9 protein-coding genes are annotated in these 12,527 nt (G+C 69.3%); 5 read left to right on the top strand and 4 right to left on the bottom strand.

What is annotated here, in order from left to right:
• Positions 1-119: 119 nt before the first annotated feature.
• Positions 120-2,903 (bottom strand): FHA domain-containing protein, encoded by a 2,784-nt coding sequence (locus NQK81_RS08245; RefSeq protein WP_257487733.1) that lies wholly within the window; start codon positions 2,901-2,903, stop codon positions 120-122.
• Between the two features lie 51 nt (positions 2,904-2,954).
• On the opposite strand from NQK81_RS08245, the gene NQK81_RS08240 reads away from it, so the two are divergent.
• Together NQK81_RS08240 and NQK81_RS08235 are read left to right on the top strand one after the other, a co-directional pair.
• Positions 2,955-3,878 (top strand): hypothetical protein, encoded by a 924-nt coding sequence (locus tag NQK81_RS08240; RefSeq protein WP_257487732.1) that lies wholly within the window; start codon positions 2,955-2,957, stop codon positions 3,876-3,878.
• An 86-nt stretch (positions 3,879-3,964) separates the two neighbouring features.
• Positions 3,965-4,969 carry a glucosyl-3-phosphoglycerate synthase gene (locus tag NQK81_RS08235; protein WP_257487731.1) on the top strand — a complete coding sequence of 335 codons (1,005 nt, stop codon included), beginning with the start codon at positions 3,965-3,967 and terminating at the stop codon, positions 4,967-4,969.
• Here NQK81_RS08235 and NQK81_RS08230 read toward each other — a convergent pair.
• Positions 4,943-5,821 (bottom strand): sterol desaturase family protein, encoded by an 879-nt coding sequence (locus NQK81_RS08230; protein ID WP_257487730.1) that lies wholly within the window; start codon positions 5,819-5,821, stop codon positions 4,943-4,945. The two genes, NQK81_RS08235 and NQK81_RS08230, sit on opposite strands and share 27 nt — an antisense overlap.
• Positions 5,822-5,905: 84 nt before the next feature.
• Here NQK81_RS08230 and NQK81_RS08225 point away from each other — a divergent pair, with 84 nt between their 5' ends.
• Entirely contained in the window at positions 5,906-6,517 is a 612-nt protein-coding gene (locus NQK81_RS08225; RefSeq protein ID WP_257487729.1) for a TetR/AcrR family transcriptional regulator, read from the top strand.
• 105 nt (positions 6,518-6,622) lie between these two features.
• Here the strand turns inward: NQK81_RS08225 and NQK81_RS08220 are convergent, their stop codons facing one another.
• Positions 6,623-9,136, bottom strand: coding sequence for a PQQ-dependent sugar dehydrogenase (locus NQK81_RS08220; protein WP_257489722.1), 2,514 nt, complete (start codon positions 9,134-9,136; stop codon positions 6,623-6,625).
• A 600-nt stretch (positions 9,137-9,736) separates the two neighbouring features.
• Positions 9,737-10,174: a PPOX class F420-dependent oxidoreductase gene (locus NQK81_RS08215; RefSeq protein ID WP_257487728.1), complete on the bottom strand. Its 438-nt coding sequence runs from the start codon at positions 10,172-10,174 to the stop codon at positions 9,737-9,739.
• Between the two features lie 109 nt (positions 10,175-10,283).
• Here NQK81_RS08215 and NQK81_RS08210 point away from each other — a divergent pair, with 109 nt between their 5' ends.
• Positions 10,284-11,738, top strand: coding sequence for a hypothetical protein (locus tag NQK81_RS08210; protein WP_257489721.1), 1,455 nt, complete (start codon positions 10,284-10,286; stop codon positions 11,736-11,738).
• Between the two features lie 47 nt (positions 11,739-11,785).
• Positions 11,786-12,526 carry a hypothetical protein gene (locus NQK81_RS08205; RefSeq protein WP_046199931.1) on the top strand — a complete coding sequence of 247 codons (741 nt, stop codon included), beginning with the start codon at positions 11,786-11,788 and terminating at the stop codon, positions 12,524-12,526.
• Position 12,527 lies beyond the last annotated feature (1 nt).

The following is a 12,527-nucleotide window of genomic DNA, read 5'->3' as shown; positions in this document are numbered from 1 at the left end:
CTCGACGGAATCGCCGAGCAGCAGGGTCCAGGTCGAGAGCGCCTCGGTGACCTGGCCCGCCTTGGCGAGGGCGAGCGCGAGGCCGAACCGGAGGTCGAGGACGTCGGGATGGCGTTCATTCAGCCGTCCCGTCGCTTCGGTGAGGAGCCGTCGATACTCCGAAACGACGGGGGGGGGTGCTCGATTTCGGCGCTCCAGAACGCGATGTTGTGCCGGACGTGGCCGACGATCTCGTCGTCGCCCAGCGCCTGTTTCGCCCGCGGCAGCAGCTCCCGGGAGAGGCGGAGGGACTCCGCCCCGTTCCCGGTCTTGCCCGTCGCCACCGCGAGTAGGTGCCGGGCGTGCAGCGTCTCGCGATGATCGGCTCCGAGAGCGTGGGTGGCGTCCCGGACAAGGGCTTCGAACGCCGCTCGGGACTCGTCGAAGCGGCCGAGTTCCATGAGGAGGTAGCCGATGTTGTGGCGAATGCTCAAGACCTCTTCGTCGCCACTCGACAGGGTGGCCGTGGCGATCGGCAACAGCTCTTGGAACCGGGCGAGTGCCGCGGCCGCGTCGCCCGCCTTGCCGGTCCACGTCGCGTGCCGGGCCTTGCAGCGCAACGTGATCCGGTCGGTCCCGCCGAGTTCCCGTTCCGCGCGTCGCGCCCAGGCCGCCCAGCGTTCCCGGTTCTCGACGGGAATGTGCGACGCCCGGCGCTCCAACGCGGCGAGAGCGTCTTCGTGGAGTCCGGCGAGCCAGAACAGTTCGGCTTCGTTGGCGATCGCGTAGGCCTGCTCTTGCGTCGGTTCGTCGTTTCCGACCACGGGGGCCACCCTCGCTGTTGCGTCGGCCAGGTGTGCATGCAGGCGCGCCATGGTGCCCGCAGAGACCGTGACGCGACCGACGGTCCACAGCACGGTTTCGCTTGGTAGCCCTGGCTGGGTCCGGGTCACCTCGGTTCCGAGACCCGCGAGCAGATCACGGATGTGGACGGTCTTCGACGGGCCGCCGCTTGTCCTGCTCGCCGCGGTGAGGATCGAGATCGGGATGGGCCCGCGGGTCGAGGCCAGCCCCAGCAGCTCCAGCAGAACGGCGTGCCCCGGCCGCGGCGAGGCCACCGCACCGGTGCCCTGCTCGACGTCGGCTTCTTCGTCGTCCGCCTGGGCGACGCTGATGAAGGTGACCGTCGAATCGCCGAGCCGGAGCACGTCACCATGTGCCAGCGTGGCTGCCGGCATCCGCTGTCCGTTGACGAAGGTGCCGTTGGCGGAATCCAGGTCGGTCAGCCACGCGTTCGTGCCGTCCCAGCGGATCTTGCAGTGCAGCCGGGACACCCGCGAGTCCCCGAGCCGGATCGCGGCGTTCCTGCTGCGGCCGAGTGTCGTGAGCCCGAAGGACAGGTCGTGGTGCGCGGGCGGCTGACCGGGGACGTCGATGATCAGCGTGGCCGGGGTGATCCTCGGTGAAGTGGGCGAGCCGGTGTCGTAGCCGCCCCAACCGCCGGTGCCCGTCTGCTGCCGCGCCGCCGGAGCGGGATCGGCGCTCGGCTCCCACCGCCCGTCCGGCGTCAACGGTTCGAACGGGACGGCCCGTACCAGCGGAACCTCCGTCGCGGGCGGAAGGCGCGCCGGCTCCCGGGTCGCCACGACCGTCGTCACCGGTTCCAAACCCGCTTCCGTCGACAGGCTCCGGACCAGCCCGCACAGCCGTTCCCGGACGTCGGGGTCGAGGTCGTCGAGACCGTCGATCGCGATCCGCACCGGCGCTCCGGTCCACTGTGGAGCGAGCGTCCGAAGCGGACCGAGCAGCGCCAGGTCGAAGGCGCTCGCGCCGCTGCGGGCGGCGTCGTCGAGCCCGGCGTGGTGCGCCTGCTCGGCTTCGGCGAAACCGGGCACGGTGCGCCGCAGCTGGCGGGCCAGTTCCCGCGCGAGCCGCTCGGCCGTGTCACCGCGGCCCGCGAACAGTACGGCGTGCAGGAAGTCGGGCGGCACATAGGATCCCGCCACCGACGGCCGGGCGAGCGCGGCCAGCATGGTCGACTTCCCCGCGCCGGCTTCACCGGTGATCGCGACCAGCCGGGCGCCGGTGAGCAGGCGCCCGACGGTCTCGCCGAGTTTCGGATCCGGCTGATAGTTCGCGGTCAGCCGTTCGATCGTGGGCGCGGCGGGGTTACCCGCCAGCGGCGAACGCCGCCAAGCGGGGGAGGAGTTCAGCGCGAGCCACAGCCCTTGATCGGCCTCGGCCACCTCACGGGTGCCGTCGAAACCGAGGTGGATGGCGGTCTGCATCGGGCACAGGCCGGTGATCACCCGTTTGAGATCCGCGCACCGGACGCGTTCGCCGAACTCCGTGTGCCCCGACCGCAGTACCGAGACCAGCGACCGGCTGAAGCACCCGTTGGCCGCGACGCGGTCGTCCGAGGCGGTGAGCAGGTCGAAGCGCTTACCCGCTTCGCCGACGATCCTCAGCCAGCGTTGACCCGCCTGCCTCGCTCCGATGCCGGCGTGACAGGTGTCGAGCAGGATCACCAGACCGTCGAGCAACGAGTACCGGCCTAGGAGTTCCTTGATGCGCTGGGCGAACAGGAACGACCGGCGGCTGTCCACCGGCAGGCCGGTGTCCTTGGTGAGGAAGTAGAAGTCGTCGTCGGCGTACTCGCCGTGGCCGACGAGCGAAAGGAAGAGCGTCGCCTCGTCGTCCGACGCGCGCTCGAAGGCCTCCACGAGCGCGTCGTCGAGCTCGACCATGGTCGGGTCGACGAGCAGGCCGCGGCCGTCTCCGAGGGCGGGCACGCAGCCGCCGATCTCGGGGTCGAGCAGGGCCGTCGACACCTGATGCCCCGCGTCGGGGAGGAACGAGAGAAGGTTCAGTGAGTCGCATTGCGACGCGACCACCAACGACCTCCGCTCTCCCACGGAGATCACTTTGTCTCATCGGACGGTCACCGGCAAGGGCGGCCCGCGATACTGTGCGCCATGGCTCGGATCGTTCTGGTGCACGGCATCGCCCAGGAACAGAAGTCCGCGGACACCCTCGAGGCCGAATGGCTGCCCAGTCTGGCGGGCGGCGTCCGCCTCGCCGGTGACTCCGCGCTGGCCGACGCCGTGTGGCGCGACGCCCGGCCCGGCGACGCGCGGATGGCCTTCTACGGTGACCTGTTCCGCAAGGACGGCCAGCAGGGCGGCACGGACGAACTCACCGCGGACGAGTGGGCGCTCGCCGAGACCCTGGCGGCGGAATGGCTCCGGAACGCGGCTTCGTCGGCGTCCCGCGAGGCGGACCGGAACCGGGCGAAGGCCGAACTGGACCTGCTCGGTGGTCCGGCGGGGGAGACCCAAGGGGTGCGCGCGGCGGCCCGTCCGGTCCTGAACGCGCTGGTGCGGCTGAAGCCGTTCGCGAGGCTCGGGGTGGCGTTCGCCGAACGCGTGGTGGTCAAGGCACTCAAACAGGTGACGCTGTACCTCACCGACGAGACGATCCGGGAGCGCGTGCAGGAGCGCGTCGCCGAGCACATCGGGCCGGAGACCGAGGTGATCGTCGGGCATTCGCTCGGTTCGGTCGTCGCCTACGAGGCCGCCCACCTGCACGGCCGTCCGCTGCCGCTGCTGCTCACCCTCGGCTCGCCGCTGGGCCTGCGCACGGTGGTCTACGAACGGACCCGCCCGCAGCCCCCGTCCGTCCCGCCCGGCGTCGCGCGCTGGGTGAACCTGGCCGACCGGGACGATCTCGTCGCCGCGCGGCCGGATCTCAGCGGGCTGTTCCCCGGCGCCGACGGTGTCCTGGACAGCGGTTACACGGTCGACAACGGGGCGAAACCGCACGAGGCGGCGTTCTACCTCGCGAAGCGTCGCACCGGCGAGGTCCTCTCTCAGGCGTTAACCCGCGGCGGGCAGGCGTAACGCGGCGGTTTCCGCGGTGACGACCGATGGAAACAGCCGCACTCGAAGATCGCCGGAGAGGTGATCTTCGACGGAAGGGTGGAGCCATGCGGGTATCGGCGGAGGTCGGCACATGGCTCGCGCGGCGCAGCAGCCGGGCGGGTGACTGGTGGGCGGCGGAGCTGGTCGCCGCCAAACGCGGGACCCGGGTTTCGGTGGTGATCCCGGCCCGCGACGAGGAGGAGACGGTCGGTGCGATCGTCGGCACCATCCGGCGCGAACTCGTCGAACGGTTCCCCTTGGTGGACGAGATCCTGGTGGTGGACAGCCATTCCACGGACGCGACAGCCGTCGTCGCCAGGGCGGCCGGAGCGGACGTCGTCGCGCAGGACGTGGTGTTCCCGGAGCTGGAAAGCCTCACGGGCAAGGGAGAAGCGCTCTGGAAGGGCGTCGCCGAGACCACCGGCGATCTCGTCGTCTTCGTCGACGGCGATCTCCGCGACTTCACCGCGGACTACGTGACCGGACTGCTCGGGCCGCTGCTGACCGACCCCGGGATCGCCTACGTCAAAGGCTTCTACCACCGTCCGCTCGCCGGGACGGCGGGCGTCGAACCCGACGGCGGCGGCCGCGTCACCGAACTCGTCGCCCGTCCGCTGCTCAACATGTACTGGCCGGAGCTGGCCGGTTTCGTCCAGCCGCTCGCCGGTGAGTACGCGGGACGACGCGAAGTGCTCGAAGGCATCCCGTTCGTCACGCATTACGGCGTCGAGGTCGGCCATCTGATCGACCTGCTCGAACTGCACGGGCTCGACGCGCTCGCGCAGGTCGACCTTGGTCACCGGACGCACCGTCACCAGAGCACGCAGGCGCTCGGCCGGATGTCCGCGCAGATCATGCTGACCCTGATGGACCGGCTGGAACGCGGCGGCCGGGTGATCTCCGCGGCGCCGCCGTCGACGTCGCTCGCCCAATTCCGGCGTGGGGCGGGGGAATCCGTCGAGCGGGAACTCGTGCTCACCGACGTGGCGCTCACGCAGCGGCCGCCGCTGGAGAGCCTGCCGCCGGAGATCCGCCCGGAGAACTCACCCGCTTTGCGCAGGAGCGCTTAGCGCCTCCTTGGGCTGCCAGCCCGGCGGGCCGAACACGTAGCCGAGTTTGTCCCGCCACGACCCGGCCGCGCGGACGTCGCGCAGGATCGAGCCGTATTCGTGGAAACCGACCTTGAGCAGGTTGTAGGAGCCGACGTTCTTGGTCAGCCCGTAGGTCGGGCGCTTGCCCTCCGGCACGAAACTGCCGAACATCCGGTCCCAGATGATGAGGATGCCGCCGTAGTTCGCGTCGAGGTACTCCTGATCGCTGCCGTGGTGCACACGATGGTGTGAAGGCGTGTTGAACACGTACTCGAACCAGCGCGGCAGCTTCCGGATCTTCTCGGTGTGCACGAAAAACTGGTACACGAGGTCGATCGACAGACCGGTGAGGATCATCCACGGCGGGATGCCCGCCAGCGCGAGGATCGACCAGAACGGCAGCTGGAAGTACGGGGTCCACTTCTGCCGCAACGCCGTCGAGAAGTTGTAGTGCTCGCTCGAATGGTGCACCTGGTGGCCCGCCCACATGAGCCGGACGCGGTGGCTCGCCCGGTGATAGGCGTAGAAGACGATCTCCTGGCCCAGCAGCATCAGGACCCAGGTCCACCAGTCGTGCGGGCTGAACTTCACCGGGGCGAGTTCGTAGAGCGCGGCGAACACGAAGAGCATGACGATGCGGAAGACGCCGTTGATCACCACCGCCACCGCGCCCATGGACATGCTCGTGCGGGTGTCCTTGACGCTGTAGCCGATGACGTTGTCGTCGTGGCCCAGCACGTGCAGCGCGAGGATCTCGATCGCGACGAACAGCAGGAACACCGGTGTCGCCAGCAGCACCGGGTCACTCAGATGGGCAAGAAAATCCGCCACCGCACCTCTCCCTCGTCCGCCCCCGTTATCTGACCATCAGGTAACTTACCCAAGGGTCACTTACCTCAGGGTAAGATAACCGCCGTGACAAAAGCAAGGGCCGTCGGCACGAAGGGGGTGCCCCGCGAAGAGCGGGAGACCCAGATCGTGCGCGCCGGGACGGAGGAGTTCGGCAGGAACGGGTACGCCGGGGCGTCGATGGTGGAGATCGCCCGCCGGGTCGGCGTCACGAAACCCTTGCTGTACCAGTACTTCGGCTCGAAGGACGGGCTGTACCTGGCCTGCCTGCACCGCGCGGGGGACAGGCTGACCGAAGGCGTCGCCGAGACGATGGCGGCGGAGGCCGAACCGCCGGAACGGATGCCGCTCGCGGTGCTCTCGGCCATTTTCGAGACGTTCGACAACGACCGGTACGCCTGGAAGCTGCTCCGCGACCCGACGGTGCCCTCGACGGGTGAGATCGCCGGCGTCGCCATCGACTATCGCGACCGGCTCGACGGGTTCGCACTGGTCGGCGCCGCCCAGCTGATGCACTCGCGGGGCCTGGACGACGATCGCGACATCGAGGCGATCGCCCAGGTGTGGACCGGTGTGGTCGATTCGCTGATCAGCTGGTGGATCGACCAGCCGGACCAGGACGCCGCGGCGATGACCGAGCGCTGCGGGCGGATCATGCGGAACCTGTTCGGCTGGTGAACGAAAAACCACCCCGCCGGGAGATCCCGGGCGGGGTGGCTTTCCTCCAGCTCACACTGGATACGGTCGGGGTGCCCGGCGCCGCTCCGGACACCCCGGCCGTGCTCAGGACGCGGCGCTGGATTTGCCGCGCAGCTTGACGTTGGCCGTCGAGGCGTTCTTGATCGCCGTCTCGATCTGCGCCATCGTCGAGGACGAGGACAAGCCCGGCACCGTCGCCGACTTCAGCGCGTAGAGCGTGAAGGTGTAGGGATGGCTGGAGCCGCCGGGGCAGGGGCCGAAGTACTTCTGCGAGTTCGCCCCGCTGCCCATGGCCTTCTGCTTGGCGCCGTTCTGGTTCGGGACGGTGTAGCCCGCTCCCAGGCCCTCGGGCAGTGAAACTGTGGACCCCGCGGACGCCGGGATGTCCCAGATCGCCCAGTGCAGTTTGTTGCCGTTGTTGGCCACGTCGGCGAAGACGATCGCGTATCCCTTGGCGCCGGTGGTCCCGGCACCCCACGCCAGCGGCGGGGACGTGTCCTGGCCGGCGGTGCCGTCACCGGCACAGGTGAACTTGTCCGGGATCGACGCGTTGTCGGCGAACGCGGAACTGGTCAGCTTGAACGCTCCCGGCTGCGAGGCGCCGGGGAACTTCAGCCGGACCACGACGTTGTCGATCCCGCTCGGGGTGCCGCCGTTCTTGTCCGCGTTGGTCGAGGTGACCCACAGACCGCCGTCCGGGGTCTTGGTGACCGAGCGGAGCCTGCCCCAGCGGCCGGAGAACAGTGACTGCACGGAGCCGACGCCGTTGCCCGCCGCGTTGATCTGGGTGGCGAAGAGCTGCTCGCTGGTGACGGCGGCGACGTAGATCCAGTCGTTGACGATCTCGATCCCGCTCGGCCCGCCGGAACTGGTCGCCCAGGTCTTCTTCGGTGCGACCGTGCCACCGCAGGAGCCGCTGGTGCCCTCGCACTGGGGCCAGCCGAAGTTGCCGCCCTTCTGGATCAGGTTGAGCTCGTCCAGTTTGCCGTCACCGAACTCCGAAGCCCACAGCTGGCCGCGGGAGTCCCACGCCAGGCCCTGCGGGTTGCGGTGCCCGAAGCTCCACACGTAGCGGGCGTTGCCGCCGGTGGAGAAGAACGGGTTGTCGCCCGGAGCCGATCCGTCGGGGTTGACTCGCAGGATCTTCCCGTTGAGCGAGCCCTTGTTCTGCGCCGTGTCCTTGTTCTGCCCGTCGCCCACGGTGGCGTAGAGCTTGCCGTCCGGGCCGAAGCGCAGCCTTCCGCCGTTGTGGTAACGGTTCTTGGCGATCCCGGTGAGCACCGGCGTCGAGGACGACGACAGCTTTCCGTTCTCGTAGGTCATTTTCACGATCCGGTTGTCGCCGGACGCCGTGTGATACAGGTAGATCGCGTGATCGGTGGCGTAGTTCGGCGAGATCGCGATGCCGAGCAGGCCGCCCTCGCCGTTGGTGCCGACCGCGCCGGGCACCTTGCCGACCGTGGTCTTCTCACCCGACGGCGTGATCCGCAGGATCTCGAACCGGTCGCGTTCGGTCGCCAGCGCCGTGCCGTCCGGCAGGAAGTCGATCGACCAGGCGAGGTCCGCCTTCGTGATGTCCTTGTCGTACTCGGGAATCCCGCCGCCCGCGGCGCCGCTGGTCTTCGCGGTCAGTGCGTTGCTCGCGGCCGAGGCGTTGCCGTCGAGGTCGCGCGCCTTGACCGTGAAGGTGTACGACGTGTTCGCCGTCAGGCCGGTCACGGTGGCTTCGAGCGACGGCGTCGTCGCGACCTTCGTGGTGCCCTGGTACACGTCGTAACCGGCGATGGTGCCGCTGTTGTCCGTGGAAGCGTTCCACGCCAGGGAGACGCTGTTCGCCGTCACCGACGTCGAGCGGAGGTTCCCCGGTACCGTCGGCGGCGTGGTGTCCCCGCTGGGCGGCGTGGTGAACTGGACGACATTGCTTTGCTGCGAAGGGTTTCCGGCCGCGTCGAAGGCTCCGACCGAGATGTCGTAGGCCGTGTTCGGCTGCAGGTCGTCGACGGTCGTGGTGAGCGTGTTCCCGTCGACGCTCTTGAGGACGTTGCCGCCGCGCATGACGTCGTAGCGGACCACGCCGACGTTGTCGGTCGCGGCCTCCCAGGTGAAGGTGGCGCTGCGGGCCTTGATGTCCTTGGCGGCCAGGTTCTTGGGCGGGGTCGGCGCTTCGGCGTCGAGCACCCCGCTCGCGGTGAGCTTGTCCGCGTTGGGCCCGCCGTTCGCGGTCGTCGCGGTGGTGCGGATCTTGTTGGCCCCCGCGGCCAGCGCGACGTCCTGCGTGACGGTCTTCCAGGTGGTCCACGCCCCGGTGCCGGGGAAGGACAGTGTCCCGGCGGCGGTGCCGTTGACGCTCAAGGAGACGGGCCGGTCGATCGTGGTTCCGTTGGCGTAGCGGAAGGTCAGCGTCTGGGTTCCGGCCTGTGCGGCGTTCACCGTGTACTCGACATAGCTGCCGGCGACGTTGTCGAAGTTCACGAACCCGGTGCCGGAATAGCCCGCGTGGTTCTTTTCGACGGCGCCTTGGGAGATCGTCGCGGCTTCGGATTCGTGATCGGTCGGTGCCGCGCCGGCGGGCAGGGCCGGCAGGACGGCGAAGGTCATCGTCGTCGCGGCGGCACACGTGAGCAGCGCGCGCCACGGTGGTCGGGGTGCCACTGGAGCCTCCATGCGTGAAGTCGGGGTTCGGGAGGTGCAACGGCGGACCGGGCGAGCCCGGCGGGGGACGTGGAGTTTTAGTTAGGAAACTTTCCTATCTATGGTTCAGATCACACACCAGCGGGTGCTTCGTGTCAATACTTGACCAACATCAACACGGAGAGTCATGCCCCCGAAGGCCATTAGTCCTCTGGATGCGGTACTTGCGTGTGCAAGGACCGCATCAGAGGACTAAACGCGAGGGGTTAGCTGCCGCGGCCAGTGGGACGCGGCTTCGGGGCCGGCGGGTTGCGAAAGCCACTTTCGCAACCTTCGAGGTTGCGAAAGCCACTTTCGCAACGTCGAGTCCGGCCGCTCGCCCGCGCACCGAGCGCAGGTGTCGCGAAAGCCACTTTCAGGACGCCTGATGTCCCAAAAGTGGCTTTCGCGACACCCTCAAGCCGGCGACCACACCCAGCCGGGAGCAGCACCCCACCCGACGCGCGTGAAGGCCCCCTTCCCTCGGCTGAGCCGAGGGAAGGGGGCCTTCACGCGAGAACGGAAGCGTCAGCCGGCGATGTCCGCCCGCGCGATCACCTTCGTGATCCGCGCCCGCACCAACGACTCCTCCGGGACGGCGTTCCGCTTGCCGTAGGCCTCGGCCTTGTCCTCGCCCATGTACCGCCCACCGAGCCTGGTCGCCCATTCGAGCATTTCGTCGAGGTCGTTGTGCAACACGGCTTCGGCGGTGAACTGCACGTACGAGTACGGCGGCTTCTGGTCGTCGACGGCCAGCGAAAGCCGCGGATCGCGTCGCAGCGCCTTCCCCTTGAGGGTGTCCGTGCCGGTGGTGAAGATCAGCTCGTCACCGTCCGGCCCTTCGTTCAGCAGGAACCACACCGGCGTCACGATCGCCGCCCCGTTGGCGCGGACCAGGCCGAGCATGCCCGTCCGCGTGCCCTCGCTCGCGAACTTCCACCATTCTTCCCTGCTCATTTCACGCATGAACCAGACGCTACCGCCGCCCGGAACGCCGGGCACCCCGGTCACCCGTGCGGGGTGGGAGGGTCGGCGACTAGCCTGGCCTGCTGTGCGAGACGACGAGCTGACCGGGATGGGGCTGGCCGACGAGGGGCTGACCCGCCGCCTCAAGGCGCTGGCCTGCACAGCGCCCTTGCACGACCTCGACGCGCGCAAGGCGAAGCTGGACTGGGCGGACGCCACGATCTACCAGATGGCCGAGATCGCCCTGCACACGATCGACCAGGTCACCGTCTCGATGGACTTCGACACCGGCGCCGATCACGACCAGGTGATCGCGCGGCTGCTGCCGTTCGTGGCGCTCCAGGCGCCCGGCCGGACGCCCGACGAGCACGCCAAGGTCGCCCGGTGGGTCCTCGACAACCTGATCAACGTCGGCACCACCGACCGCGGGTTCCGCCGCGTCTACGGCTCCATCGGCCCCGGCGGGGGCTACCAGCGCCGCCAGTTCGACTTCAAACTGCTCGTCGAGCTGGCCGCGCCCGACGGCGAGGTCTACCTGCGCGCCACCGACGAGGCGATCAACGTGCTCGTCGGCGCGCTGGACACGGACGTCGAGTCGGCCCAGATCGCGGCCGAGGTCAAACTGGAGAACCTGATCAACCGCGGCCGCCTCGCCGACGCGAAGCTCGCGGCGGAACAGGCCCGCTACCGGACGGTCCAGTACGGCGAGACCCTGCGCGCCAAACTCGACGCCACCCGGCGCGACGTGCGCGCGGTCGACTGGGAGCGTGAGGTCCCGGACCTGCTGGATCAGGCGCTGTCCCATATCGAGTCCCGGTTCCGCGCCGAGAACGCGATCCTCAAGAACATCACCGCGTCGCGGGACGAGACCGAGGACCTCGACCGCAAACGCCGCGCGGCCGAACTCGTCGACATCGTCAGCGACTGCATCCGCCGCCACACGCGGCTCCAGTCACGGCTGGCCGACGCGGGCGCGGTGTTCCGCGCCGAACAGGACCGCCAGCAGTTCTCCGGGCCGCCGCAGCGCGCGACGATCGACCTGTTCGGCCAGCTCCTGATGCCGACGCTGGGCCTGCCGATCGCCGAAGCCGTCGCGCCCGCCGAGTCGTTCTTCCACTCCTGCGCCGGGATCTCCCCACCGACCGTGCCGTCGCTGTCGTCGCTGGTGTCGCTGCTGCTGCGGCCCGCCCCCGAACGTGACCAGCTCGTCGGCGAGATCCCCGAACCCGAACTCATGCCAGCCGAGGTCACCGACCGGTTCGGTGACGAGCAGTGGCGCCTCGCCGACGACCTGCTCGACCTGCCGGAGGTGCCGCGGCGGCTGTCCGGGCTGCTCGAAGAGGCCCGCCGGATCGATCCCGCGCTCCCGGCCCTGGTCGCCCTGCGGGCGGTGCACGCCTACAGTCCCGAGGTCGGCGCGGCGCTCCGGCAGGGGGAGCGCCAGGTGCTGCTGGCCGTCGACGACGGCACGCTGCTCGAAGATCCCGAGTTCGGCGGAGCGGATCTGCTGCTTTCGTCGGCCACGGTCGATCGCCACGAAGAAGAAGAGGAGGAGGTCGCGTGACGACAACCGGGGACGTCGAATCCGCGGCCAGGCTGGTTTCCTTCGGCATGCGCCCGAAGCAGCTCCCGTCGCGCGACGTCGTGTACGGCGACCTCGTCCGGCGCTACGGCGAGGACAGGGCGTTCAAACAGCTCACGCACGCGGTCGCGGCGGGGCTCGGGCTGATGGTGCTGGAGGTCAACCTCCAGGCCGGGGCCGTGCTGGCGGCGACCGACGAGTCCGTCTTCGAGATCAAGATGGACAGCTACGCGCGGCAGAGCAAGATCCGCGAGCGCCGGGAGACCGAGAAGGTCCTGCACGGGCTCGTCCACCTCGCCACCGCCGCGCTCGGCTACCCGCGCCCGGACGATCTCGCGAACGACACCTACATCGGCCGCGTCAGCGTCGAGCAAGTGGACGCGATGGTGCGCGAGGCCTGCCGGATCCTCGACGAGCGCGCGGCCGAGGCGGAGGCGAACAACGACCCGCTGGCCGACGCGCCCGAACTCGAACAGGCTTGGCGCGCCTATGCCCGGCGTCCGGCGGCGGCGGCGACCAAGGACGGCAGGCTGGCGTCGGACACCACGCGCGGCATGGTCGCGCGCGCCCTGCGCTTCCTCGCCGATCAAGGCTTTCTCGTCCAGGTCAGCGGAGAACAGGGCGGGACCTACCGGACGACACCGCGCTATCAGGTGCAGGTGCGCGAACTCGCCGCCGACGCGGCCTTCGACGACCTGCTGGAACTGAACGTGGTCTCGGTCGCCAACGGTGGCGGGACGTTGCGCGCGGCCGCGTCGGACACGCTTTAAC

Origin of the sequence: Amycolatopsis roodepoortensis (assembly GCF_024628825.1) — a bacterium.
Classification (GTDB): domain Bacteria; phylum Actinomycetota; class Actinomycetes; order Mycobacteriales; family Pseudonocardiaceae; genus Amycolatopsis; species Amycolatopsis roodepoortensis.
The sequence above is the reverse complement of the archived record's forward strand: the minus strand, read 5'-3'. Positions and strand labels throughout refer to the sequence as shown.